The 25,839-nt window shown below is 53.6% G+C and carries 19 protein-coding genes; 10 read left to right on the top strand and 9 right to left on the bottom strand.

Translation table 11 applies throughout. The annotated features are described in order from the left end of the window. On the top strand, positions 1-548 hold a 548-nt coding region (locus JW953_18130), incomplete at its 5' end, for an FtsX-like permease family protein (GenBank protein MBN1994623.1). 31 nt (positions 549-579) lie between these two features. Here JW953_18130 and JW953_18125 read toward each other — a convergent pair. Together JW953_18125 and JW953_18120 are read right to left on the bottom strand one after the other, a co-directional pair. Beyond that, positions 580-972 (bottom strand): VOC family protein, encoded by a 393-nt coding sequence (locus JW953_18125; GenBank protein MBN1994622.1) that lies wholly within the window; start codon positions 970-972, stop codon positions 580-582. Positions 973-1,097: 125 nt separating this feature from the next. Further along, entirely contained in the window at positions 1,098-2,444 is a 1,347-nt protein-coding gene (locus JW953_18120) for a hypothetical protein (protein ID MBN1994621.1), read from the bottom strand. A 308-nt stretch (positions 2,445-2,752) separates the two neighbouring features. Here JW953_18120 and JW953_18115 point away from each other — a divergent pair, with 308 nt between their 5' ends. Further along, complete coding sequence (locus JW953_18115; GenBank protein ID MBN1994620.1) at positions 2,753-3,550, top strand: response regulator; 798 nt, start codon at positions 2,753-2,755, stop codon at positions 3,548-3,550. A gap of 26 nt (positions 3,551-3,576) precedes the next feature. On the opposite strand, the gene JW953_18110 is transcribed toward JW953_18115, so the two are convergent. From JW953_18110 to JW953_18090, 5 genes are all read right to left on the bottom strand, one after another. After that, positions 3,577-4,419, bottom strand: a complete 843-nt coding sequence (locus JW953_18110; GenBank protein ID MBN1994619.1) for a thermonuclease family protein — start codon at positions 4,417-4,419, stop codon at positions 3,577-3,579. 229 nt (positions 4,420-4,648) lie between these two features. Further along, positions 4,649-5,893 carry a hybrid sensor histidine kinase/response regulator gene (locus JW953_18105; GenBank protein MBN1994618.1) on the bottom strand — a complete coding sequence of 415 codons (1,245 nt, stop codon included), beginning with the start codon at positions 5,891-5,893 and terminating at the stop codon, positions 4,649-4,651. A gap of 312 nt (positions 5,894-6,205) precedes the next feature. Next, on the bottom strand, positions 6,206-6,907 hold the full coding sequence (locus JW953_18100) for a hypothetical protein (GenBank protein MBN1994617.1): 702 nt from the start codon (positions 6,905-6,907) through the stop codon (positions 6,206-6,208). A gap of 71 nt (positions 6,908-6,978) precedes the next feature. Then, positions 6,979-7,866: a dihydropteroate synthase gene (folP, locus tag JW953_18095; GenBank protein ID MBN1994616.1), complete on the bottom strand. Its 888-nt coding sequence runs from the start codon at positions 7,864-7,866 to the stop codon at positions 6,979-6,981. A 22-nt stretch (positions 7,867-7,888) separates the two neighbouring features. Continuing rightward, positions 7,889-9,349, bottom strand: coding sequence for a hypothetical protein (locus JW953_18090; GenBank protein MBN1994615.1), 1,461 nt, complete (start codon positions 9,347-9,349; stop codon positions 7,889-7,891). Positions 9,350-9,493: 144 nt separating this feature from the next. On the opposite strand from JW953_18090, the gene ffh reads away from it, so the two are divergent. The 8 genes from ffh to JW953_18050 all read left to right on the top strand — a co-directional run bounded on the left by ffh (position 9,494) and on the right by JW953_18050 (position 18,402). Then, positions 9,494-10,828 (top strand): signal recognition particle protein, encoded by a 1,335-nt coding sequence (gene ffh / locus JW953_18085; protein ID MBN1994614.1) that lies wholly within the window; start codon positions 9,494-9,496, stop codon positions 10,826-10,828. Between the two features lie 86 nt (positions 10,829-10,914). Then, positions 10,915-11,412 carry a 30S ribosomal protein S16 gene (gene rpsP / locus JW953_18080; GenBank protein MBN1994613.1) on the top strand — a complete coding sequence of 166 codons (498 nt, stop codon included), beginning with the start codon at positions 10,915-10,917 and terminating at the stop codon, positions 11,410-11,412. A 178-nt stretch (positions 11,413-11,590) separates the two neighbouring features. Continuing rightward, positions 11,591-11,818 carry a KH domain-containing protein gene (locus tag JW953_18075; GenBank protein ID MBN1994612.1) on the top strand — a complete coding sequence of 76 codons (228 nt, stop codon included), beginning with the start codon at positions 11,591-11,593 and terminating at the stop codon, positions 11,816-11,818. After that, positions 11,815-12,390 carry a 16S rRNA processing protein RimM gene (gene rimM, locus JW953_18070; GenBank protein MBN1994611.1) on the top strand — a complete coding sequence of 192 codons (576 nt, stop codon included), beginning with the start codon at positions 11,815-11,817 and terminating at the stop codon, positions 12,388-12,390. Before JW953_18075 ends, rimM begins: the two co-directional genes overlap by 4 nt. A 208-nt stretch (positions 12,391-12,598) precedes the next feature. After that, entirely contained in the window at positions 12,599-13,711 is a 1,113-nt protein-coding gene (dprA, locus tag JW953_18065; GenBank protein MBN1994610.1) for a DNA-processing protein DprA, read from the top strand. 43 nt (positions 13,712-13,754) lie between these two features. Continuing rightward, positions 13,755-14,816: a mannose-1-phosphate guanylyltransferase gene (locus JW953_18060; protein MBN1994609.1), complete on the top strand. Its 1,062-nt coding sequence runs from the start codon at positions 13,755-13,757 to the stop codon at positions 14,814-14,816. Between the two features lie 30 nt (positions 14,817-14,846). After that, a complete protein-coding gene (topA, locus tag JW953_18055) occupies positions 14,847-17,261 on the top strand; it encodes a type I DNA topoisomerase (protein MBN1994608.1) in 2,415 nt (804 codons plus the stop codon). Positions 17,262-17,454: 193 nt separating this feature from the next. Next, positions 17,455-18,402: a DnaJ domain-containing protein gene (locus tag JW953_18050; GenBank protein MBN1994607.1), complete on the top strand. Its 948-nt coding sequence runs from the start codon at positions 17,455-17,457 to the stop codon at positions 18,400-18,402. A gap of 21 nt (positions 18,403-18,423) precedes the next feature. On the opposite strand, the gene JW953_18045 is transcribed toward JW953_18050, so the two are convergent. Continuing rightward, a complete protein-coding gene (locus tag JW953_18045) occupies positions 18,424-22,956 on the bottom strand; it encodes an AAA-like domain-containing protein (GenBank protein ID MBN1994606.1) in 4,533 nt (1,510 codons plus the stop codon). After that, complete coding sequence (locus tag JW953_18040) at positions 22,953-25,670, bottom strand: AAA-like domain-containing protein (GenBank protein MBN1994605.1); 2,718 nt, start codon at positions 25,668-25,670, stop codon at positions 22,953-22,955. The genes JW953_18045 and JW953_18040 overlap by 4 nt, the downstream gene beginning before the upstream one ends. Between the last annotated feature and the right edge of the window lie 169 nt (positions 25,671-25,839).

The following is a 25,839-nucleotide window of genomic DNA, read 5'->3' as shown; positions in this document are numbered from 1 at the left end:
TTAAAACCGATCAGCATACGCCCGAATATCGAAAAACAGTGCTAACGAGATTGGAATCGCAACTGGAGGAAGAGGGGGTTCGGGTAAGCGCGGGGATAACGGTAGACGAAGATGTTGCCGGCATCCAAATTCTATTTGGGATATTTTTTGCCTTAATGCTGGTGATGGCCATCTTGCTGGCCGTGGTGGGCGGGTTGGGCCTTATGGGCACAATGAGCATCAATGTGTTGGAACGGACTCGTGAAATGGGCGTGATGCGGGCTGTGGGGGCAAGCAACGGGGCGATTTTGCAGATCATTATCGTAGAGGGTATTCTGATTGGTATCTTGAGTTGGTTGGTAGCCATTGTTGTGGCCTTGCCAATCAGCAAACTTCTCAGCAACCTTATTGGCCAACAGTTGCTGGGCACCGAACTCACTTATACCTTTTCGCTTTTTGGGACGTTGATGTGGTTAGCGGTGGTGATTGTGCTGTCGGTCATTGCCAGTTTCCTGCCCGCCTGGAACGCCTCACGCATGACCGTGCGCGAAGTGCTGGCGTATGAGTAATGTTCATCACGCAACATCGAAGGTTTTTGCGTTACTTTATTTCCGGCGCAGGCCACGCCGGGTCAAAAAATTGCTGGATTTCAATGAGATAACCGTTGGGGTCGCGCAAAAAAGCGTGGTAAATATTGAACTTGGGATTAAGGGTGGGAGGCTTTTCAAATTCAACCCCTTTTTCCCGGAGATACCGGTGCCATTCGTCCATTTCGGTAGTGACCAGGGTAAAAATTATACCCTCGAGTTTTTCCGGCGCGGTGAGGTGCTGGCAGAATCCCACAAAGCCATCCCGGCTGACCCGGTAAATCCGGCAATTGCCCTGGTCGAGTACCAGAGGCAGCCCCAAAATTTTTTGGTAAAAATGATCTGTTTGGGCCAGGTTGGGGGTGTAAAGAAAAATGACTTGTTGGTCAATTGATGGTGGCGGCATGCCGATCCTCCTTCTCTCAAACCGGAACGCTTAACCGGGAAATAGGGTTGAGTAGCCCCAATAGACAAACGCTACCGGGGCTACGACCATTGAATGGTTGGTTGGCGATAGGGAAGCTTACCGGCTCAGGCTACGGCTTCGGGAGTTGGCCCCAGATCTGGTTCCGTTGGCGGTGGTGGCGGCTCATCAGGCGGCGATGCCGGTTGTACCATCTGCCTGAGTACCACGTAAATTGCGCCCAGCCCAACCAGAATAACTATCAGCGCAAAGAGCCAGCCCAAAATAGGGATTACGCGCAAAATTTCATAGATCAAAGCCCCCAACGCCAGCGAGGCAAAATTTAGCCACCAGCCAGGCTCCATTTGTTTGGCCAGGCGAGTCAAAATTACCCACCCCCCCAGATAAGCCACCACAACTTTGGTTATAGTAAACAAGATAAATGAGAATACCATTGCCAGCAGGCCAAGCGATACCCCCCCGATGCTGAGGATATCGTCGCCAAGTTGGCCAAAGGTGATGAGACCGGCCAGCAGGGCAATGAGAATAAGAACGATCATGGCCGCAGCCAACGCAATGGGGAAAATCAACGTGATTAAACAACCCCGGCCTGCGTGGGGCAGAATCTTTTGCCCGGCTTCTGCGCTGGCGCGTTGCACAATGGTGGGCCAGAGCCACAGAAGCAGCCCGCCCACAATGAGCAGGGTAATGAATTCGCCCAGGCGGGCGCGTAGCACTCCCCAGAACCAGTTGGCAAAAGATTGCCCAAGATCAACTTCTACTTCGGTATCCAACATGGACACCTGTACCTCGCCACCAATTTGGGCATTTTCGCCCTGTCGTAAGCCGGGCGCAACCATTGGCACCGCGCCAGGGAAATTAGGCATAAAAGGCGGCGGCGCCCAATTGGGGTCGGCACTGCTGACCTGCCCGTCCACGTTGCCGCCAACAACGCCGTTCAATTCCAACGCAGCGCTATTGGCCTGAACGTCATTCGCCACCTCGCCGTTGAGAATAACCTGATAACCGTTGGTATACAGGCTACGACCTATGGCGCTGTCCTTTTCGGTTTCCAGGCTAAAACCAAAAAAGTACATATTGCGCCCAATTTCTGCGCCACGACCAATGGCCATGGCATATCCGCTACCATATACGCTGCCCTTAACCTGGCCATTCAGTTGGAGCGTCTGCCCTCCAATGAACAAGCTGCCGTCTACCGTGCCGTTGACAACCACTTCATTTGCGGCAGCAAATAAATCGCCTTTGACCGTGCCTTCCACTTCAACCCGTTGTCCTGAGACAAACAGGTCGTCGTCAATAACTTCGTCAGCAGAAATGACCACATAGTCTCCGCCGCGAAAATCGGCGGCCTTGGCCGAATTGACCAGCCCGGCACTGGTCAATCCAAACACAAGCAGAGTCCATAATACCACGCCCAAGGCTATCCGGCCCCAGGTTTTCCAATTGTATTTCATGTTGTCCCTCCAATGGGTGATTAATAAATGAGTTTAAACCCCTATCGCCTGGATCGATTCAACATAACCGATCATCCCAAACGCCAATCAGCTTTAACCGGCCAATCAACACAAGTATAAGCCGCCCGCCGCCAGAAAGCAAGTGGGCAAACGCGAAGAAGAATTTGCCCGTATCACGAAAATCATTTACGATGCTAATAAGGGTGATACTATTTTTTAAATAGGCGTAATTTACTGCTACCGAGTTTACTGTTTTGTGCTATAATGAGCCTGAATACCTCATCTAAAAAAAGGGGAACCGGCGATCTATGCCCAAAAAAGTGCTGATCATTGAAGATAGGCGGGAAAATATTGTTTTTATTGCCAATAATATTCTGAGGCCGATGGGATTTGAGGTGGTTACCGCCAGGGATGGCCAGGCCGGCCTGGAGAGGGCTGAAGCTGAAAAACCAGACCTGATTATCACCGATTTAAAATTGCCTAAACTGGGTGGGCTGGAAGTATTGGCGCAATTGCTTGAAAAGGGGATCACTATCCCCACCATTGTGATGACGTTTCATGGCACGGAAGAAACGGCCAAACAGGCTCTCAGATTGGGAGCAAAGGATTATCTCATCAAACCTTTCACCATTGAGGAAATGCACGAGGCTTTGGAGCGAGCATTTAAAACTTTGCCGCAGCCGCCTGCGGCTGCGCCGGACACGGCCAAAGTGTCCCAGTTGGAGCAGGAATTGGCTCGGGTTCAGGCCATGTTGGCCAAGCGGGAGCGACAACTTGAGCAGATGGGCCAACAGTTGGCAAATTCTATTGGCAAAGTTGAGGTGGCGGAAATTGCGCAACGGGCGGCAACATGGGAAGAAGATTATGCCCGTTTGAATGGGGTGTTGGCCCAAACCAAAGAGGCCTTGGTAGAAACCGAGAGCCGGGCCGGCGCATTAGAAGAGGCTGCGTTGGCTCAAAAAACACAAATGGGCAAATATCAGCAGGAAATGCGGCGGTTAGCCCATGAATTGCATAATCTCTCGGAAGCCATGCGCTTGATGGCCCAAGATATGGAGCATCAAATTAAACGATTAGAAGTATTGACGCCTCGTGAGAAAAAGTGAAGTACCTCCGCAGAAATCAGGGGCGATCAATTGTCTGTTGAGGTATTATCAGGAGTTACCGGGGTGGCTGCCTGCGGGGAAGGGGTATCAGTAGCAGAGACCTCATCAGGTTCAGCTTCCGGGGATGGCGTTTGGGGCGTGGCCGGCTCTGAGGTGGCAGCCATTGTTGGGGAAGGATTGGCTGCGGTTGGCTCGGTGGTTCCTTCCTGAACAGGGCTGGGAGATAGGGTAGGGGTAGGCGTTCCTCCCCATAGTCCCAGTTTTCCATTTTTAGCGCGCGCCTGGGCTTCTAAAATCTCCGCTTCAAAGCGGATGTTTGGCGGTCTGAGGTCGGCCCGAGCCAGGCCTTGCTCGGTCAAAATGATGCTCAGTAATTCATCATCCACGTAAACATAGCGTAATAAATATCCCTCGTCGTCAAAATCAGAAGTATCTCGCACCAGCCGGACCACTTTCAGGTAGGTCATTTTCCGGTTTGTTTCAAAGGCAATGTCGCCCCACGGGGTATCAAGAGGGGGTGGGTCAATCCCAAGATAACGAACCGGGTAAGCCTGGCTGAGCGGGTCTCCTTGCATAACTACGGTAATGGTGCGCCCATCTATCACGTTGGTCACCATTGCCTCTATTTCGTCGGGGATAGGCGTGATGGTAGGGGTAGGCGCAGGGGTCAGGCTATCAAGGGGCAATACGCGGGTATTGAGGGGAGTATTTTTGGGGGTAGGAGCGCTGGTGGGTAAAGCTACAGTAGCCTCTCGATACACTGCGCCAGAGTGGAGTGAGGCCGGGGTGGTTTGTCCACAGGCAGTTAATAAAACGGTAAATACGATCAACCAAAGAAATCTGTTCCACCACGTTTTTAATAATTTCATTATTGAAGAACCGCCAATTTTTGGATTATGATGCTTGGTGCTTGCCGAATAAGCGTATTATAATCCTAATGAAATATCTCAGGAAATCAAGATAAAAATAATTTTTTTGACCGCGGGGTGGAACCGCTCAATAACCTGAATAAGCGTGGCGATACTGAATGAACCATCGCTCGTCCAAGAATCAAAAAATCCCGATCCGTGTCGGGATTTTTGGTGGAAATTGCCTGGTTTATAGCGCCGGCAGCAGAATATAAAATTTGCTGCCGGGCAGTTTTTCCGAGTCGTAACCTTCACTTTCTACCCAGATACGGCCTTGATGGGATTCGATAATGCCCTTGGCAATGGTCAATCCCAAACCGGCCCCGCCGCCCATAAACTTGGTTTTACCGGTGCTGTGCTGAGACACGTTTTCTGCCGTGCTGAATTTGTCAAAGATCAGTTTTTGTTTATCAAGCGCAATGCCCACCCCACTATCGGCCACAATTACTTCAACAAAAGATTGATTGTCCGGGCCGTTTGTCTTTTGGAGCGATTTGGCGCTAATAGTTACCCAGCCGCCATCGGGCGTGTATTTGATAGCGTTACCCACAATCCGGGTGATGGCTGAGTGGAGTTGTTTAAAATCGCCGTTGACCATTGGCAAATCGTTGGCCACCTCTGTGCCCAGAGTTATTTTGCGTTCGGCGGTTGTGGGCAGTTGTTCTTCCACAATTGTTTTGATGATACTGCGGATAGAAACAGGAGCGACCTCAAAATTTGCCCTGGACAACTCAACCCGGACCACGCTGACCATATCGTTAATAATTTCTTGCAAGCGCGTTGATCCTTTGGCTATCCCGGCCAGGAGGTCTTTAGCGCCCTCGTCGGCTTGAATAAAGGGCAGCATTTCCAACATTTGGGTGTAACTGTGAATAACGGTCAAGGGGGTGCGTAACTCGTGGGAGACTACGGAGATAAAATTGCTTTTGGCCTCTTCCAGATGTTTCAGCCGTTCATAGGCAGTTTGAAGCTCGGTGAATTTGCGCTCCAGCTCTTCAATAAGGGCTACGCTTTGTTCTTGCAGATAGTATTCTCGGGGGGTAATCGCTTCTTCTTGATGGCCCGTGGTGAGATAACGGTCAACTTCGGTGATTAATTCGTCAAAATCAACGGGTTTACTGAGATAGCTATCACAGCCAATGGCTTTAGCTCGCTCCCGGTCATCGCCAACACTGCGGGCCGTGAGGGCGATAATGGGTACTTTTTTGAGGTGGGCAAAACTGCGAATGCGGGTAACAGCGGTAAAACCATCGAGATCGGGGAGGTTGATGTCCATCAAGATCAGATCGGGGCAGAGTTGGCTGGCTTTGTCAATCCCTTCCAGCGCATTTGCGGCGTCTACTACCTGGTAACCTGCGCTTTCCAGAATTCGCCTGATCAGGTTTCTATTTTCCGGAATATCTTCAACATTTAAGATGGTTGGCGGCGTGCTCATACGCTGAATTTTATGGATGCTAAATTACAGATTCAAATTAATGGTTGATTCACTGATGTCAAGAGCCGGGTTTGATTTAGAGAACAGGTACCCTATTCCAAATGGAAGCACGCAAAGTATAGCCAGCTGGGTTCTTTGTTAATGTTCAAGGCGCTTTGGTTGAGAACAAACGTGGCTCAACCTTCAGGTGTTTTGCACAGCACAACTATACACCCCCATAATAGCATACCTCCATTTAAAAAAGTATAGGATAACCATCCCAAATTGACAAGCCCTAAAATTTGGGGTATCTGCAAACGACGGCCTTAAAATTCAGGCAATCTCGAATTCCAACCGGGGCGAGTGAGCCGTGAGAATGGCTCGATATTTGGGGGCCGACCATAAAGCCGTAATTTCCCTGGCCAGCGCGTCAATCAAGGCCGGCACGTCGGCAGGAGCCGTTTGGTGCAAACCCTCGCTCACAATGAGGGCGCGAGTTGTCTCCGGGCTAATCACCGAGCGGCGGCTCTGCCGGAACGTCCAGCGCCGGGCGTGCACGTGGTTTGAGGCATCGGCAAAGATCACTTCGCCCGCGGGCGGAATTTCTATTTCCCCGCTAAAGGCCAGGTATTGTTCAACACCTGTGGCGTGACGCACTTCCAGGTAATCGTCTACAGCGGCCAGGTTGAATACCGCCACCGGCAGGGAAAAGGCCAGGGAGACGGCATTGCACAGGTCAACCAGGGGATGGAGGCGGGGTAAGTCGTCCTCGCGTCGAAAGCGGCGCAGTAGGGCTTCGGCAGCCGAGCGGTATTGGGTGGGTTTTAGGCCCATTTGGGTGTAGGCCCGGCGCCAGGCAGAGATTTCAGCCAATTGTGATTCCGGGTTGTTGTTTAATCTTTCGCGGGCGTGTTGATAAAAGGGTTGCAGCCGATTTTCGACTTCAACTTGAGGCTGAATTTTGTCAACAACCAACAGCCCCGGCACTAATTGGGGAAATTCTTGCCAGATTTTAGAAGCGTGACAAAAGTGCATAACACCATCCTATTTTGGGATGGCTTATGATACGGTAGAGATGAACTTTACGCAACAAGCCCCGCCAGCAGTTATTGGTTTTTTGTATTCCGGCGCACAATGGCATCTGTCATGCGGGCCACGCGGCTCATTTCTTTCACCTGGTGCACCCGGATAATGTCCGCGCCCCGTTCAATGCCAATGGTTACGGCGGCGGCGGTTCCTTCTACGCGCTCGTGGGGGGGCAAATCCAGGGTGTAACCGATAAAGGATTTGTTCGACGGGCCAAGCAGGAGGGGATACCCTAACGATTTGAACACATCCAAACGGTTGAGCAGCGTTAGGTTTTGTTGCACGGTTTTGCCAAAACCAATGCCGGGATCAATGATGATGTGGGCGGGGGGAATACCGGCCTGCCGGGCCAAGTTTATGCTTTGTTGCAATTCGTTAGTTACATCTGCTAACAAGTTGTCATAATCGGTGCCCAGGTAGCGCCCGCCCAGGCGGTCCTCCTGAACCGCATTCCGCGGATGGCTGCGGTTGTGCATAATTACCACCGGCGCGTTTTGTTGGGCGCACAGGTTGGCCATCTCCGGGTCCATTTGCAGGCCCCACACATCGTTGACCATCACCGCGCCTGCTTCCAGCGCCGCCGCGGCTACCTCTGCTTTGTAGGTGTCAATAGAAATAGGTATGCCTACTTCAGTCGCCAGTGCTTTAATGACGGGCAAAACCCGCTTCATTTCCTCTTCGGCGTCAACCGCTTCGGCCCCCGGACGGGTACTCTCGCCCCCCACATCCAGCAAGTGTGCCCCTTCCTGGGCAAATTTGATACCCTGCTCTACGGCCCGTTTGACCCATTGCTTGCCGCTCAACAGTCCATCGCCCGAAAAACTATCCGGCGTAACATTAATGATGCCCATCACATAAGTTTGGCTCTCCCAGGCAAAGATAGAGGAGCCGAGGTGTAAAGGTTTCATTTTTCGTTTATCCTCTACCTCCCTACTGGCCAACCGAAATGGGTAAGAACAACTGGAATAGAACCTGATAAGAAACTACCGAGTCCATAGATTGCCCTTTGCTGCCGTTCCAGCCGCCAAAGGCATATATTTGGGTATCAATGACCGCCAGACCGGCATTGCGCCATTGGTGGTCAAAGGGGGCTTCAAACGTGGTCCAGGTGTCGGTGGAGGGATCGTACTTTTCGCTGGTGGTGACCGGCTGCTGCCAGCCGCCGCCAATAGCATACAACTGATTGGCTGCGCTGACCAAACTCAGGCCACCTCGCTTTTCATTCAACGGCGATCTTTCTAGCCAATTTCCCGTTCCAGGTTCAAAAATATAAGTCTGGTTAAATTCAGTTTGCCCATCGTATCCGCCGACAACATAAATTTTTCCATCCAACACGGTAGCGCCAACAAACCCTTTGGCCTGCGGCATGGGGCTGTCAAGAACCGTCCATTCATTGGTTGCAGCAGAATAAACAAAAATTGTATCTACAAAAGCCTGCCCATTCCAGCCTCCAAATAGATAGAGCTTGTTATCTAAACCAGCCAAACCATATCCGCAACGACCTTCGGGCAAGGTTTGTCCTTGCGTCCACTCGTCGGTTTTGGGGATATAAATTTCTAACACATCGGTTACAGTTTGACCTTCGCCGGTACAGCCGCCGGGGATGTAGATTTTTTCATTTAACGCCACCCCGTTGATATTGGCCACGCCCGTTGGTTTGGGCGCTCCTTCTAACCAAGTGTTGGTGTCGGGATTGTAAATTTCTACCAGATATGTGGCCTGGTCGTTATTTTTAATGCCGCCAATGGCATAAATTTTTTCGTCAAAGGCTACTCCTCCCGGCCCGGCTCGGTGGGTGGACATTGACGCTTGAAATGTCCAGTGATTGGTGTTGTTGATATTGGGTACGGTGGGGGTAGGCGTGTGTTGGGGTGGGAAAAACTTATTTTCGTTGACTTCAATAACCGGCAAATAAGGTTGGGTGGCGCCGGCCGTATATTTGACCTGCCAGGGCATAATAGCGGTAGCCAGCGCCAATAAGAACGCGCCCAACAAATAAACATATTGCCATCGCGCCAATGCCGGCTGCCGGTCGGCCCGCAGGAAAGTTTTAGCCGCAGACACCCCGGCTGTGGATGTGTCCGCATCGTCGGAAACGGTAATCCACCCTTCCTGGATAGCTCGCAGAGTGGCCTCGGTGCGAGATTGCACCTCTAATTTTTCAAAAATGTTACGCAGGTGAACTTTAACCGTATTGATGCTGATAACCAGTTTGCGAGCAATTTGCTGATTGCTCGCCCCGGTAGCCACCATTTGCAATACCTGGAGTTCACGCTCACTGAGGGGTTCGGCTGTTTCGTGATTAGACACAGGAGAAATCCACCAAATAAAGGTAATTGCAAATAAATTATGACATAAAACCCGGTGCAAAGCAAGAGAACTTTCAGCCATTTTCTATCTGGCTGGAAATTTGACGAATTATTGTTGCTGCGATACAATGTTATTTTGCTGTTACAGCTCAAAATCTGAGAATTTTATCCCTTCGTTTTTGTTTAAATTTTGAAACGAAGGGGTAAATTTTGTTTGGACACGTCCATGTTTGAAAGCTTGCAAGATAGGCTGCAAGGTGTCTTCAACCAACTCAGCCGGCGCGGTCGTTTGTCTGAAGCCGATGTTGATGCGGCGCTGCGCGAGGTTCGGCTGGCCTTGTTGGAAGCCGATGTCAACTTCAAAGTGGTCAAGGCGTTTGTTGCCCGGGTTCGAGAACGAGCTATTGGGGCGGAAGTTACCAAAACCATCACCCCCGGCCAGCAGGTTGTTAAAATTGTGCATGAAGAACTGTTGACCACGCTTGGCGAGTCGGCCCCCCTGAATTTGGGCGGCGGCTCTCCCCACCTGATCATGTTGGTGGGGTTGCAGGGGTCCGGTAAAACAACCCACGCAGCCAAGTTGGCCTTGCACCTTAGAAAATCAAAACATAGTCCCTTAATGGTGGCCGCCGACACGCGCCGCCCGGCGGCAATTGAGCAGTTGCAAGTGCTGGGCCGGGAATTGGATATTCCCGTTTACGCCGAAGACCCGTCCGTGCCGCCGCCGGAGATATGCGCCCATGCCATCAAAGCGGCTAAATCCGGCGCGCATAATATTGTTATCCTGGATACGGCCGGCCGGTTGCAAATAGACGAAGCCTTGATGCAGGAGTTGAGCCAGATCAAGGCCAAAACCCAGCCGCAGGAAATCCTGCTGGTGGCCGATGCCATGACCGGCCAGGAGGCGGTGCGGGTGGCCGAGGGTTTCCACCAGCAGGTTCAGCTCACCGGCCTCATTCTCACCAAGATTGACGGCGACGCTCGCGGCGGTGCAGCCATCTCCATTCGTGAAGTGACCGGGGTGCCCATAAAATTTCTGGGCACCGGCGAAAAGCCTAACGACCTGGAAGTTTTCCATCCCGACCGGCTGGCCTCGCGCATCCTGGGCATGGGGGATGTACTTTCGCTCATTGAGCGAGCCGAGGAAGTGATTGATGAAGATGTAGCCGAGCGAGGGGCCAAAAAACTTCTGGAAGGCAATTTTACCCTGGAAGATTTTCTGGAGCAGTTGCAGCAGGTTAAAAAACTGGGGCCGCTGAATAAGGTAATGGATATGATTCCCGGTATGGGTGAATTGACCAAGGCTATTCCTCAGGAGGATTTGGAAAATCGGCTAAAATACACCCAGGCCATTATCAACTCGATGACGATCCGGGAGCGGCGCAACGCCAAAATTTTGAACGGCAGCCGCAAAAAGCGGATCGCCAGGGGCAGTGGCACAACGGTGCAAGAGGTCAATCAGTTATTGACCCAATTTCGCCAGATGCAAAAGGTGATGCAACAATTGCGTAACCCTCGGGCGCGGCAAAATTTAATGAATATGTTGGGCGGTTTTCGTTAAAGTCGCCGGTTTCAAAATAAGTTTTTGTGTGCAAATTTAATATATTATGATATAATCAATATTCAGGAAGGAAATAACTGGACAACATTATGGTTAAAATCCGCTTACGACGTATTGGGGCCAAAAAGCAGCCAAGCTATCGGGTTGTTGTGGCCGACTCCCGCTCCCCGCGAGATGGCCGTTTCATTGAGATAGTGGGACACTACAACCCCAGAACCGAGCCGATAACGCTGAATATCCAGGAAGACCGGGTTTTGCATTGGCTATCGGTAGGGGCGCAACTGACCGACCCGGTGGAGAGGCTGTTGAAGAATTTGGGTACGCTGGACCGGTTTGCTCGCCTCAAAGAAGGCGCCGATCTGGAGTCGCTTTTGGCCGAGGCCGAGGCTGCCCATACGCAGCATGTTGAAGAAGTTAAGGCTGAGGTTGAAAAGGCGCCCAAAAAGAAGAAAGAAAAAAAGCAAGCTGAAGTAGAGGAGGAAATACCATCAGCCGAAACAGCAGCGCCAGACACAGGAGAAGATGCTGAGTTACCAGAAGAGGTAACGGAAGATGCGGAAGCCTCGTCTGAGGAGGAAACCTAAAGTTTAGGGTGCAGCACCCCATTGGGCGAGGCCCTATTGGATAAGGGGCGCGAAAAAGGACATCCCGTTATCGTCAGTTGGGAAGATTTTTGTCAAGCCTCTATGTCTGGTTCTTAATTCCTCAATCACAAACTCAAATCGCACAAGAGAAGGAGGTATCCAAATCATGTCTTCATCAATGAAAGAACTAGTCGAGTATATGGCCAAAGCTGTCGTCAACGATCCAGATGCTGTTATTGTCCGCGAGATTGAAGGCTCTAGCGCCACCATTTTTGAATTAAGCGTTACCCCTGACGATATGGGGCGGGTGATTGGTAAACAAGGGCGCGTGGCTAATGCCATGCGTACGCTTTTGCGCGTTGCCGCAGTTAAAGAGGGGAAGCGCGTTACCCTGGAGATTGTATGACCGGGCCTGGTGGTCCGTTTCAAGAAATTCATCGGAACACCAACGGAAGTTCAGGTTTATCACAACCTGAACTTCACTATTTAGCTATCGGCAAAGTGGTTCGGGCGCACGGCTTGCGGGGTGAAGTGTCTATAGCTGTTTTGACTGAGTTTCCTGAACGATTCAAGACAACGGAGTGGGTTTACCTGGGCGATCAATTTGAAGCCACGGCTTACCGTTTGGAGAGTTTCCGTTGGCATAAGCAGAATGTTTTGCTCACCCTGGCCGGTGTCACCGATAGAACCCAGGCCGAACAATTGAAAGGCCAGTTTGTGCAGGTGCCGGTTGAACAAGCTGTTCCGTTGCCTGAGGATGCCTACTATTTTTATCAACTGATTGGCCTGGACGTAGTTACAATCGCCGGTCAGCATTTAGGCATAGTGACGGATATTGTAGAAACCGGGGCTAATGATGTTTATGTAGTTGAACACGACGGCCAGGAAATATTATTGCCCGCCATTGCCGACGTGGTCAAGTCTATTGATTTGGAGACAGGGCAAATGGTGGTAGAAGTCATTGAGGGCCTGATTTGACATCAGGGCCACATTCAGTATAGTTTTATCAAGGGACGCCTGCGGGCGTTCCTTTTGATTAAGCGGGTTTTCTTGTTGCCAAACTTGTTTAGGCCCAAACCCAGTTTGGGAACAAGAAAATATGCAGGTTTGTTTTTCTATTGACAATTACCTTGTCGTCGTGGTATGCTAGCCAGAGTTTACCGATGATAAAGACGGAGAGGGAGCGGTGACAGACGATTTACGTTACTGGGTTGGTTTTAGTAAAGTGCCGGGCATTGGCCCGGCGCGTTTAAGAGGTTTATTGGATTATTACGGCCACATTGAACAAGCCTGGCAAGCCAATCCTGGCGAATTGCGAGCCATTGGCCTGGATAAGCGTTCTGTTGAGAACCTGTACCAGATCAGGAACAGCCTTGACCTTGATGCCGAATTAAAAAAACTTGAACGGTTGAACGTTTCTGTGCTCACCTGGGAGAGTCAAAATTATCCCCCCCTCTTGAAAAATATTGCCGACCCCCCGCCGGTGTTGTACGTGCGCGGTCAACTGATGCCGCAAGATGAATGGGCGCTGGCCGTAGTGGGCACGCGCCGGGCTACGGCGTATGGCCGGGAGTGTACGCGCCTGCTGGTGAGCGGCCTGGTTGAAAATGGTGTAACTGTAATCAGCGGTTTGGCTTATGGCGTTGATACCGAGGCTCACCGCACGGCTGTGCAGTGCGGGGGGCGGACGGTTGCCGTGTTAGGGTGCGGGGTTGACATTATCTATCCCACTGAAAATCGGAAATTGGGCCAGGTTATCATGCAGCAGGGGGCGATTGTTTCAGAGTATCCCTTGGGCACCAATCCGGAGAGTGGCAATTTCCCCCGACGCAATCGTATTATCAGCGGCTTGAGCCTGGGGGTGCTGATTGTGGAGGGCACCATTCAAAGTGGCGCCTGTATTACAGCCGATTATGCCCTGGAGCAGGGTCGTGAGGTTTTTGCGGTGCCCGGCACAATTTTGCGCCAGAGCAGCTCCGGCCCCAATTATTTGATTCAAAATGGGGCCAAGCCGGTGACCCAGGTGAATGACATTCTGGAAGAATTGAATCTGACGATGATTACCCATCACGCTGAAGCGCGAGCCATTATCCCGGATAATGAGGTGGAAGCTGTTTTGTTAGCCCAACTTTCCTCAGACCCCCTTCACGTTGACGAATTGGGTCAGGCCGCCGGCCTCTCCGCCCCCGAAGTGGCCAGCGCCTTGACAATGCTTGAATTGAAGGGTTTGGTCCGGCAGGTTGAGGGAATGAACTATGTGATTGCCCGCGAAAGCGGTGTGAAATACGCTATAGATTAGCCACATAGATGTGGCAACCAGAAAGGACTGGAGGAATAAAACAATGTTTGCGCTTATTTTAGCAGGAGGTGCAGGTACTCGCTTGTGGCCTCGCAGCCGGGCGTCCTCCCCCAAGCAACTATTGGCCTTGGGCGGTGATAAAACGATGATGCAGGCCACGGTCAATCGTATCTTGCCAATTGTTTCCTTTGAACATATTTTTGTGGCCACCAATCGGGAATACGGCCCGTTGATTAAAGAGCAGGTACCCGATATTCCTCCTCAAAACATTATCGAGGAACCTAGTGGCAAAAACACTGCGCCTTGCATTGGCCTGGCGGCGGTACAGATGCGCCGCCTTGATCCCCACGCCATTATGGTTTCATTGCATGCGGACCATTTTATTGTGGACGAAGAGGGATTTCGACAGGCGCTTGTGGCGGCGGCGGAAGTGGCCCGGCAGGGGTATTTGGTTACATTGGGTATTACCCCTAACAGGCCGGAAACGGGTTATGGTTATGTGCAGCGCGGCGCGGAGTTGGGGCAATATAATGATCATCTCGTCTATCGGGTGGCTCAATTCTTGGAAAAGCCCGATCTGATTACGGCGGAAAAATTTATAGCCAGTGGAGCGCATTATTGGAACAGCGGTATTTTTATTTGGCAAATCTCTACCCTATTGGAAGCGTTTGGCCAATACATGCCCAAATTCTACCGGCAGCTTGACCAAATGGAGCAAGCCCTGGCCGGTGGCGGAACCATTGACGCCGTTTGGCAAAAAATAAAGCCAAAGAGTATTGATGTGGGCATTATGGAACGCGCCGAAAAAGTGGCTGTCGTCCCCGTTGACATTGGCTGGAATGATGTGGGCAGTTGGAATGCCATCCACGAGATCAACCAGGCCGATGAAAATGGCAATGTGATTCTGAAAGCAGAACACATTGGTTTTGACACCAAAAGTACCCTCATTCAAGGCAATGGTCGGCTTGTGGCCACAATTGGCCTGGAAGATATGGTCATTGTTGATAGCGACGACGCCTTGTTGGTCTGCACCAGGGATAGGGTGCAGGACATTAAGCAAATTGTCACCTGGCTAGAGAAGAATGGCCGGACTGATTTGCTCTAAACAAAATAGCTTGTAGGAGTATATTTTTAGATGAGTTTAGAACCAGTAATTGCCTACTGCGTAAAGTGCAAAGAAAAACAGAAAATGAGTGATCCCGAAGCAGTGTATACTGCCAACGGCACACCGGGGACCAGGGGTGTATGCAGCGGTTGCGGCACTAAAATGTTCAAAATGGGTCGTACCCCGGCCCACGAGTACGTTACGCCCCCCGACCCGGCGACGCTTAAAACTAGAAAAAAGGCATCTAAAACCCCAAAACGCAAAGGGAAGTTGGTGATTGTGGAATCGCCGGCCAAGGCCCGTACGATTGGCAAGTTCTTGGGCAAGGGGTATACGGTCAAAGCCTCGGTAGGGCATGTGCGTGATTTGTTGCGTTCGCAGTTATCGGTTGATGTGGAGAACGGTTTTACGCCCAAGTATCGCGTGCCCAATGAAAAGCGACCGGTAGTGAAGGAGTTAAAAAACGCCGCAGCCACGGCCGAAGAAATATACCTGGCCACAGACCCCGACCGCGAGGGTGAGGCTATTGCCTGGCATTTGATTGAAGCGGCTGACATTGAGGAAGAAAGAGCCAGGCGCGTTGTTTTTCACGAAATCACCAAAGAGGCGGTGGCCGAGGCGTTTGCCCATCCCCGGGGGATTGACATGAAGCGGGTTGACGCCCAGCAGGCCCGCCGCATTCTGGACCGATTGGTGGGCTATCAAATCAGCCCTCTATTGTGGCGCAAAGTACGCAGTCGCACCAGCGCCGGCCGGGTGCAAAGTGTGGCCCTGCGTTTGATTGTTGAGCGAGAGCAAGAAATTGCCGATTTCAACCCGGAGGAGTACTGGTCGCTTGAAGCAGATTTGGCCAAAACGAAAAAAGAAGCCCCGACAGCCACCCTGGCCGAAAGGCAATTTCGGGCCAAACTTACCCGTGTCCAGGGTGAAAAAATCGAACTAAAGAGCCAAGCCCAAACCCAGGCCATAGTGGACGAGCTAGAGAAGTCAATCTACGTGGTGGAAGAGGTCAAAAGAGGCGAGCGCCGCCGCCGCCCCGCTGCACCCTTTACCACCAGCACCCTGCAACAAGAAGCCTCCCGGCGACTGGGTTTTGGTACGCGCAAAACCATGCGTTTGGCCCAGCAGCTTTACGAGGGCATCGAGCTGGACAGCGAAGGCACTGTTGGCCTGATTACGTATATGAGAACCGACAGCGCCAATGTTTCTCAACAGGCCCAAAACGAGGCGCGGGATTTTATAGGCGAGCGGTACGGTCAAGATATGTTGCCCCCTGAACCGCCGGTTTATAAAACCAAGAGCAAGAGCGCACAGGAAGCGCACGAGGCTATTCGGCCAACCAGTGTTTGGCGCGAGCCGGATAAAGTAAAAGCCTACCTCAGCCGGGACCAGGCCCGGCTTTATACGCTTATCTGGCAACGTTTTGTCGCCAGCCAGATGGCCCATGCCATTTATGATACTATATCGGTGGCAGTGGCGGCCGGGCCTGAGCCGGTGGCGGATGGTCCATGGCCCTATCGCCTGCGGGCCAGCGGCTCAAGGCTGCGTTTCCGGGGCTTTTTAACGGTGTACGAGGAAACCCGTGATGAGGACGAGGCCCCTGATGCCAGTGAAGGGGTGGTGCTGCCTGAGCTGGCGGAGGGTGAGGCCCTTGATTTGCTCCAACTCATCCCGGAACAACACTTTACCCTGCCCCCGCCCCGTTATACCGAGGCCAGCCTGGTCAAAGCACTGGAAGAGTATGGGATTGGCCGGCCCAGCACCTACGCCCCCATTATTTCAACCATTCAGCAGCGGGGATATGTGGAGAATTTTGAGAAACGGCTTTACCCAACCGAATTGGGCGAGATTGTCAACGATTTGCTGGTGGAATATTTTCCCGATATTATCAATGTGCAGTTTACCTCGCAGATGGAGGATGACCTGGACCGAATTGCCCGGGGCGAATTGGCCTGGACACCTGTCTTGAGCGAATTTTACGGCCCCTTTGCCAAAGATGTGGCCCACGCCGAGGAAAATATGCCCGAAGTGGACATTGCCGACCAGCCCACCGGCGAACTTTGCGAAAAGTGCGGCCATCCAATGGTGCTGAAATTTGGCCGCTATGGCAAGTTTGAGGCTTGTTCAAACTTCCCGGAGTGCCGCAATGCCAGGCCGCATCTGGTCAAGTTGGGTATAACTTGCCCCAATGATGGCGGTGAGTTGGTTGAACGTCGTACCAAAAAGGGTCGCGTTTTTTATGGCTGCGCCAATTACCCTGAATGCGAATGGAGTAGTTGGAAACGTCCGCTGCCCACGCCGTGTCCCAATTGCCAGGGGATGTTAGTGCAGAAGAATCGGAATTGGGCCCAATGTTTGAATTGTGAAGAGCAATTTGAATTAAATCAGTTACCGGAATCAACTGAAAATGAAGCGATCGTAAAACCTGAACTGACGGCAGCTTAGCATTAAGAGGCGTGAAAGGATGATCCATGTCACGCTTACCCTTTTTTACTTCTGTTTTGATAAAGTGAATTTTTGCATGCCTGTTTGGGGTGAAATGAAAGGGTCTATTTCACCCCTTTTTTGTTTGATGCTTGGGAATCTCTCTAACAGAATTCTATTATTTGTGTGATACAATCCAAATGGGAGACTGCCTATGGAATATAAAGATTATTACCAGATTTTAGGTGTGAATAAGAACGCCAGTGAAAAAGATATAAAATCTGCTTTCCGCAAGTTAGCCCGCAAACATCACCCAGATATGAACCCGGATGACCCGCAGGCTGAAGCGCGTTTTAAAGAAATCAATGAGGCCTATGAGGTGTTGGGCGACCCGGAAAAACGAGCCAAGTATGACCAGTTGGGGGCAGACTGGCATCGTTGGCAGCAGGCTGGTGGAAATTCCCAGGACTTCAATTGGGGGCAGTGGGCTACGGGGCCGGCCGGCCAGCGAGTGAATGTGCGTTATGCTAATATGCAGGATTTAGAAGACCTGTTTGGCGGCGGCAATCCCTTTTCAGATTTTTTTACTTCCATTTTTGGCGGGATGGGCAGCGATCCACGCGGGAGTGGTTTTGATTATCGTCCCCAGCCACGGCGCGGCCAGGATTTGGAGCAGGAAGTTGAAATCACATTGGCCGAAGCCTATCATGGCACTACCCGCTTATTGACCAAGGATGGCCGTCGTTTGCAGGTGAAAATTCCGGCCGGAGCCAAAACCGGCACCCGGGTGCGCATGCGCGGCGAAGGTGGCGGTAGTCGTAGTGGGGGCCAGACGGGAGACCTATATTTACGGGTCAAAGTAGCTCCCGATCCTCGTTTTGAGCGCAAGGGAGATGAACTCCACACGACTGTTCCGGTAGACCTATATACCGCTGTTTTGGGCGGCGAGACGCGCGTGCCAACCTTATCCGGCGAAGTCAACTTAAAAATTCCGGCCGGCTCGCAGAATGGACAGACGTTCCGCTTGCGGGGGAGAGGCATGCCCAAATTGAACAAGAAAGACCAGCATGGCGACCTGTATGCCAGGCTCGATGTCCGCCTGCCGACCAAACTCACCGCCGAGCAGCGGAAGCAATTTGAAACGTTGCGGAAACTGGGATAATTCAAATCAAGCGCATCGGTTTTACTCAAGATCAAACGTGGGAGTAGTCAATATTAAGGTGGCGGTTGGCGTTGGGGTGAGAGAGAAGATGGGTGTGGCCGTAGCAGTTGGCGTTGGCGTTGAGGTGGTTGGTATTGGCAGGGTGAGGAGAGGCTCTGAAGCCACTGCTGGGGCAGGGAAAGGCAGGCCGGGGCAGGTTGGGATGTGGGTGTGGTAGGTAACTGGGATGAACAGGTCAATTTCCTGTTGGGTCAGGTTGCGATTGGCAATGCGGCAGGCCCGCTCCTGCCACGAAGTCAGATTGACGTCCCACAAGATCACGGTATGATCCCAACTGCCCGAAGCCAATAAATTTCCCGCGGGGTTAAAAGCAATGCTATTGACAAAATCAATGTGGCCGGTCAGCGGCTCGCCCAGCCGTCGCCGGGTTTCCGCATCCCACAGAATGATGGTGCGGTCAAAACTGCCCGAAGCCAGAGTTTGACCATCTGGGCTAAAGGCTACGCTGTTGACAAAATTGCTGTGCGTTTTGAGTGGGGCGCCCAGGGGTTGGGGATGGTTGTAGTCTGACATATTCCACACCATGATGGTGCGATCCTCACTGCCGGAAGCCAGAAGTTTGCCATCGGCGCTAAAAGCCAGACTCCTGATGGGGGTTGTGTGGCCGGTCAGTGGTTGGCCCAATGGGTGAGGATTATTGGGGTCCGACATGTTCCACAATATAATAGTGCTGCTCTGACCCCCGGCAGCCAGAGTTTGACCACCGGAACTGAAAACGACGCTGTTCACAAAACCTGTCTCCGCACTCAGCGGATCACCCAGCACATCAGGCTGGTTGGGGTCCGATACGTGCCACAATATGATTGTTCCGTCATCACTGGCCGAGGCCAAGATTGTGCCAGGGGGGTTAAAAACAACGCTCAACACACTGCCGTTAGGTCCGGTCAGGGGGTGGCCCAACGGTTGGGGATGGAGGCGGTCTGACACATCCCACAAAATAATGGTGCGGTCAAAACTGCCTGAGGCTAAAGTTTGCCCGTTGGGGCTGAAAGCCACGCTGTTTACAGATTCAGTGTGACCGGCTAGCGGCTGGCCAATCTGTTGCCCCGGTGATGATTCATTGTCCATGTCCCACAAAATAATGGTTTTATCCAGCCCTGCCGAGGCCAGGGTCTTTCCGTCCGGGCTGAAGGCCACGCTAAACACCCGATTGGTGTGACCCTGCAAAACTTGCCCCAATCGTTGCCGCATATCCTCCCGCCGGTTGGCCAGATCCCACAGGATGATGTTGGTGTCTATCCCGCTCGAGGCCAGGGTCTTTCCATCTGGGCTAAAGGCCACGCTCCACACCTGGCCGAGGTGGCCCTGAAAAGGACTGCCCAACAGTTGGGGATTATTTGGATTGCCGACATCCCACAAAATGACCGAGCCGTCGAAGCTGGCTGAGGCCAGGAGATGGCCCTCTGATGTATCCGGGCTGAAGGCCAGGCCCCATACCCAGTCGGTATGGTCAACTAAATCTCGCCCCCGTCGTTCCCCGGTGGCTGCATCCCACAGATAAAGTTCGCCCTGCAAACAACGCTCCGGGTCTTGTGGGTCGGGTTGGCGGCAGCTACCCGAGGCCAGCGTGGTTTCATCCGGGCTGAAGGCCAGGCTGAGAACCGGATAGGTGTGTCCGGTCAAGGGCGGGCGTGATTGAGGATTGGCCGGATCGGATACATCCCACAGGATGATGGTGCGCTCAAAACCGCCCGAAGCCAGCATCTGACCATCCGGGCTGAAGGCCAGGCTGTACACCGAGCGGTAGTGTCCTTGCAGCGGTTCACCTATTTGTTGTGGATTGTTAGGGGCGGACACGTCCCATAAAATCACCGCGCCATCCAGGCTGCCTGAAGCCAAAATGTTTCCCGTAGCATTAAAAGCAATATTCCAAATTTGATCGGTGTGACTCATGAGCGGCTCGCTCAATTGCTGTGGATTGTGGGGGTCGGATACGTCCCACAAAATGATGGTGTGGTCATCGCTGCCGGAGGCCAGGGTGCGGCCGTCTGGGCTGAAGGCGATACTGCGTACCTTGTCGGTGTGACCGGTGAGCGAAGGGCCGAGGGGTTGGGGGGCATTGCGATCTGACACATCCCACAGGATGATGGTGCGGTCGTCGCTGCCGGAGGCCAGGATGTGACCATTGGGGCTAAACGCGACACTTTGCACGCCATTGGTGTGCTTGCGCAGGATGGTGATGAGTTCCGGGTTTGACTCTAAACCTTGCAGCAAACTGCTCCTGGCCTCCACGGTGTCGGCGATGCGGTTGGCTTCCAGACTCAACAATAGGGCCAGGTCGTACTGATTCTCTTGCAGGTTGAGCGATTGTAGCGCCAATTGCCGCGAGGTTGACTGGCGAGCAATCTGGTCGGCCCGTTCGCGCTCGGCTTCGGCGGTGGCTTCCGCGGCTTCGGCGGTGGCGCGGGCGATGGCTTCCTGGGTAGCTCCGGCCTCGGCGGTGCTGCGAGCCACGGCTTCCTGGGTGGCCTGGGCCTGGGCCGTGGACCGGTTGGCCTCGGCGGTTTGTTCGGCCTGAATGGCCCGGGTTGCCCCGGCTTCGGCAGTGGCTTGTTCTCGTTCGGCCGCATCCTCGGCATCTTTGGCTCGCTCGGCTTCATGTTCGGCGGTGCTGCGAGCGTAAGCAGCCTGGGTGGCCTGGGCCTGGGCGGTGGCTTCGGCATTGAGCGAACGGGTCGACTCGGCCTGGGCCGTAGCCCGGGCGATGGCTTCCTGAGTGGCCTGGAACTCGGCCGTGCTCTGTGCAGCCACAGCATCTTGCCGGGCAAGGCCTTCTTGAATGGCTCCGGCTTCAGCCGTATTTCGGGCTTGGGCTTCTAAGGTAGCTTGAATCTGGGCTGTGTTTTGCGCGGCTACGGCCTCTCCACGGGCCAGGGCTTCCTGAACTGCCCCGGCTTCGGCGGTGCCACGGGCATACGCGGCCTGGGTGGCCTGGGCCTGGGCGGTGGACTGGGCGGCTACGGCCTGGCCCCGGGCCATTGATTCCTGAGTGGCCCCAGTCTCGGCGGTGTGCCGGGCATACGCGGCCAGGGTGGCCCGGTTGTGAGCGTTGGCTTCAGCGGTTTGGGCTGTTTGGTTTTTGTTTTGGGCCTGGATACCAAAGCCAACGGCCAGAACCACGGCGAAGGCGGTTAGAAGCCAAGCCCCACCCAACCACAGCGCGCGACGGCGTAGTTGGGCGGCGGAGCGGGTTTGTTCCTCGGCTCGCTGGCGTTCTGTGGCGGCGCGTCGTTGCTGTTCTTCGGCTCGTTGACGTTCGGCTTCGGCGCGTTCTCGTTCAGCCTCGGCGCGTCGCTGCTGTTCTTCGGCCAGGGCGCGTAAACGGGCCAGTTCGCGTGGGTCGGCCACTTGCTGGCGCTGCTCAATTTCTTCCACCCACTCCACGTTAAATACGGTTGCGTAAATACGATTGCGCACCTGTAAGGTATTTGTCCCTGGCGTGCGGCGCACAATGCCGGATAGTTTCAGGTGAGACATAATAGGCGACTGTTCTTCGTCGGGTACGGGATACAGACCCTGCCGGATAGCCCGGTACGCGCTCAACACCCCGGCCAGGTCGGGGGCGCGTTTGGTCAGCATATCGCGCACAAATTGTAGATTGTGATCCTGCTCGCTCATTTCGCCTAAAAATGTTTTGGCCACAATCTGATCTACTTCGGCTTCAGTCCAGTCGCGGCGGCGCTGGGTGGCGATGACCTGGCAGAGACGTTGGGTTAAAAAGGGATGGCCGTTGGTCCACTTGAAGGCCCAACTCAGAACTTGCAGGGCCAGGCCACGGGGCAGCCCGAATCCCTCGGCAAAAGGGCGGGCTTCTTTGAAGGTGAAATCGGTAATATCAACCTGTTGGCCGATGTTGAAGGGGGTGCGTTTGGGGTCGTCAATCAGATCGCTGGGGGTGGCTACGCCAATGAGGACAAAAGAGAGCCGGTGAAATTCGGGTATCCGGGCGCGGGCGTTGTAGAGAAAACGGATGGCGGCAAAAAAGTCATCGGTGAAATCCAGGCTGAGGGTGCTGTCAATCTCGTCAATCAGAACGACTATCGGCCCGGTAATCTCGGCCAGCAGCACTTCCCGGAAAAATAGGGTCAGTCGCTGGGCGACGCCCAGGTGAGCGTGTTCTTGCCACCAACTAACCACGTCGGTGTTCAGCATGAGGGTGTCTTCGATGGTGGTCAACAGACCCAGGTACCAGGCCTCGGCGGTGAGCTGCACGCCCAGTTGGTTGAGGTCAATAATGATGGAGGTGATACCCTCGGCTGCCAACTGTTCGGCGGCGCGAACCATGAGGCTGGATTTGCCCATCTGGCGCGAACTGAGGACGTAGGCAAACTCCCCAGCCCGACAAAGGTTCAACAAATCCTCGTCAGCCTGCCGGGGAATGTACAGGCCGCTGCCCGCCTGCACCGTGCCGCCGACGGTGTAAATATTCTGCCCAACGGCCGGCATAGCCGATCCGGTTGCCGGGTCAGCCTGGTTAACTGCGTTGCCTATCATTCGAGTCGCTCCCGAAAGTAGTTGGCGTACAGTTGGCAGCGCGGCAGCACTGCGCCGCCTCCCGCCGGACGACGCACCAACCCTGCGCCGCGCAGGCGGAAGAAAACGCGCTCGTCGGGGCAGGTGTTATGGTGGATAACCTGGCGCAGCCCCTCGACCAATTCCGGCTGGCCGTGCAGGCGGAAGGAGTGATGGCGCAGGTGGTCGCCAAAGGGGCCGTTGTCGTCGGTGGCGCGGCTGAAGAGTTCGTCTATGGTGAGGCGTTTGTTGGCCACCATATAGAGCGCCCGGCGCACCAGGTAGGGATGCCCGCCCAACAGGGCCATCAGTTGTTCTTCTTCGGCTGGCCCCAGGGGAGCGCCGTGCCGCCGGTTGAGGTCGGCCACCTGTTCTGGGGTGAAGTCGGGGAGTTCGATGATTTCGCCCACGTTGAAGGGGGACTGGTTGAGATTTTCGATAAGTTGGTAAGGCTCGGTGGAAGTGACCAGGGCCAGGTTGAGCCGTTGCCAGATTGAGCCAGCCCGGCGGCTGTTGTGCCAACTGCGCAGCATGCCAAAGAAATCGGAACGAAAATCGGTATCGAAGACGCTGTCTACTTCGTCCATAGCCAGCAACACCGGATCGTCAATGGCTTTGAGGAGATGACGACCCATGTAGCGAGTACAACGCTGGCTATTGCCCAAGGGCTGCTGCCAAAAATCGGCCACCCGGTCTTCAACCTCCAACTCGTCGCTTAACCAGACGCAGAATTGGCGAAAAAAGGTATCGGCGTTAACCAGGGCCGATTGGTCGAACAATTGAAAATCCAGAAAGGCGACTTGCTTGCCTTTGTTGGCCGCAGCCTCAATGATGCGCATCAGCAGGGAACTTTTGCCCATTTGACGGGGAGCTTTGATGGTGATGGTCACGCCCTGCCGTTCGATGGCCTCCAGGGCGATGCGGTCGCCAAGACGTTCTATGTAAAGTTTGGATTGAGGGTCTATAGTGCCTTCAGGCATTTCCAGACGGATTGGTTGGGCGGACGGCGGCGGCGTGGCCAGGGTTGAAGGGGGGGTAATCTCAAGCAGGGCCGACTTGGCCTGATCACCAATAGGTAATTGACCGCCGGAGATAGCTCGCGAGAGTTCCTCGATCAGCCGGGGGGTGTCTTCCGGTCCCTGCCAGAAGGCCCAATTGAGGGGGTCCAGGTAGGCGCTGAGAGGGTATTGAAATGGTTTGCGGTAGGCCAGGCGCACCGGCAGGATGATCGGTCGGCCGCCATGCTGTTGGGCCAGGTGATTGGCTTTGGCAATTTCGGCCTCAATCATCTCGCTGTGAATAGATTGGGCTGAGAGGATGGCAATGAGAAAATCGGCCTGGCGGAGTTCGGCTTCAATGCGTTCGGCCCACCGTTCGCCGACCAGCATGGTCTGGTCAATGAATACGTTGTGCTTTTGGTTGAACGCTTGAAGAATTTGGCTGGCGATGGCTTCATCGGGGTCAACATTGCGCTTGTAGCTGATAAAAATGGATACCCGTTTTGTTTTTCGGGCGGGAAAGGTGCCGGTGCTTGCCCGGGCGTGGGCCTCGACCACTGTCGGCGAAAGGGGAGCGGTGTCGGGTTTTTCAGCCTGACCTTTGGCCAGGGTTACGGCGGCATCAAGCGCTTCGGCCATTTCTCCGGCGCTCTGGAAACGGTCGGCCGGATTTTTGTTCAAGGCTTTGAGAATAACGTTCTCTACGACCTTGGGCAGGTCGGGATTAAGTTCGCTGGGGTAGGGTGGGGTTTCTGTGACGTGCTTGAGCACAACGGCAAAGGGAGTATCTCCTTCAAAAAGCACGTGGCCGGTGGCCAGCTCGTAGAGAATGGCGCCTAGGGAGTAGATGTCGCTGCGTTCGTCAACCTGCTGGCCCTGCGCCTGCTCCGGCGACATATAGACCGGCGTACCGACAACGGCGCCGGTGATGGTGTAGCGGGTGGCGCCCATAATGCGGGCGATGCCAAAATCGGTCAGCACCACTTGGTCGTCGGCGGTAAACATGATGTTGGCCGGTTTCAAATCGCGGTGGATCATGCCCCGGCTGTGGGCGTAGTCAATGGCGCTGGCCAGGGCGTTAAAGATGCGGGCGATTTCATTCAGACTGAAGCGTTGGCCCTGGGCTTTACGCTGGCGCAATTCGGCCTCCAGGGTGGGACCTTCGATGAATTCCATCACCATGTAGTAGGTATCGTCTGCCGCAAAAAAGTCGTGTACTTGCACAATGTTGGGATGGCGCAGACTGGCTACGGCGGTGGCTTCTTGCTGGAAACGTTCGATGAAACCGGCCAGGTCGGTCAGGTGGCTATGCACGGCCTTAATAGCTACGTAACGATTCAGGCCGGTCTGGTAGGCTTTGTGGACATCGGCCATACCGCCTCGCCCCAGCCGCTCAATCAAACGATATTGGCCCAGATGTTGGCTGGCCGGTTGGGGGTCATCATAATAGGGTTGAAGCGCTTCATACTTGGCCGGGTTTTGTTTTTGCGCCCAGGCCAGCAGCAGATCGAACTGGCCGGTTTGGCGGGCGTGTTCAAAAAGCTGGTGAATGATCTCGTCTTTACTGGCCTGGGGGGGAAGTTGGTGATGTACCGGCCGAAATTCAGGGATATGCAGGCAGACATCGCGCAGGGCGGTAGCGGTAAAACCCTGGACCAAGAGGGTATAGATTTTGCGTAAATGATAGCGTCTTCTCATAGGGTATCCCTAAAATAAAAACGGCTTCCGATGTTCTGGCAGGAAGCAGTTTTTTAACATGATAGACGCCTTGAGCGCTGATAGGGATCGGATTATTGGTGTTAAATGACAACTGTCCCGCGCCGGAACATCTTTTTAACATTATAGCACAAAATGGGGCAAAATGGGC

The sequence above is a fragment of the Anaerolineae bacterium genome (genome assembly GCA_016931895.1).
Taxonomy (GTDB): domain Bacteria; phylum Chloroflexota; class Anaerolineae; order 4572-78; family J111; genus JAFGNV01.
The sequence above is the reverse complement of the archived record's forward strand: the minus strand, read 5'-3'. Positions and strand labels throughout refer to the sequence as shown.

Coding starts and splice junctions, on each gene's coding strand:
- JW953_18125 (MBN1994622.1), bottom strand. CDS start 972: ATGCCGCCACCATCAATTGACCAACAAGTCATTTTTCTTTACACCCCC.
- JW953_18120 (MBN1994621.1), bottom strand. CDS start 2,444: ATGAAATACAATTGGAAAACCTGGGGCCGGATAGCCTTGGGCGTGGTA.
- JW953_18115 (MBN1994620.1), top strand. CDS start 2,753: ATGCCCAAAAAAGTGCTGATCATTGAAGATAGGCGGGAAAATATTGTT.
- JW953_18110 (MBN1994619.1), bottom strand. CDS start 4,419: ATGAAATTATTAAAAACGTGGTGGAACAGATTTCTTTGGTTGATCGTA.
- JW953_18105 (MBN1994618.1), bottom strand. CDS start 5,893: ATGAGCACGCCGCCAACCATCTTAAATGTTGAAGATATTCCGGAAAAT.
- JW953_18100 (MBN1994617.1), bottom strand. CDS start 6,907: ATGCACTTTTGTCACGCTTCTAAAATCTGGCAAGAATTTCCCCAATTA.
- folP (MBN1994616.1), bottom strand. CDS start 7,866: ATGAAACCTTTACACCTCGGCTCCTCTATCTTTGCCTGGGAGAGCCAA.
- JW953_18090 (MBN1994615.1), bottom strand. CDS start 9,349: ATGGCTGAAAGTTCTCTTGCTTTGCACCGGGTTTTATGTCATAATTTA.
- ffh (MBN1994614.1), top strand. CDS start 9,494: ATGTTTGAAAGCTTGCAAGATAGGCTGCAAGGTGTCTTCAACCAACTC.
- JW953_18075 (MBN1994612.1), top strand. CDS start 11,591: ATGAAAGAACTAGTCGAGTATATGGCCAAAGCTGTCGTCAACGATCCA.
- rimM (MBN1994611.1), top strand. CDS start 11,815: ATGACCGGGCCTGGTGGTCCGTTTCAAGAAATTCATCGGAACACCAAC.
- JW953_18060 (MBN1994609.1), top strand. CDS start 13,755: ATGTTTGCGCTTATTTTAGCAGGAGGTGCAGGTACTCGCTTGTGGCCT.
- topA (MBN1994608.1), top strand. CDS start 14,847: ATGAGTTTAGAACCAGTAATTGCCTACTGCGTAAAGTGCAAAGAAAAA.
- JW953_18050 (MBN1994607.1), top strand. CDS start 17,455: ATGGAATATAAAGATTATTACCAGATTTTAGGTGTGAATAAGAACGCC.
- JW953_18045 (MBN1994606.1), bottom strand. CDS start 22,956: ATGATAGGCAACGCAGTTAACCAGGCTGACCCGGCAACCGGATCGGCT.
- JW953_18040 (MBN1994605.1), bottom strand. CDS start 25,670: ATGAGAAGACGCTATCATTTACGCAAAATCTATACCCTCTTGGTCCAG.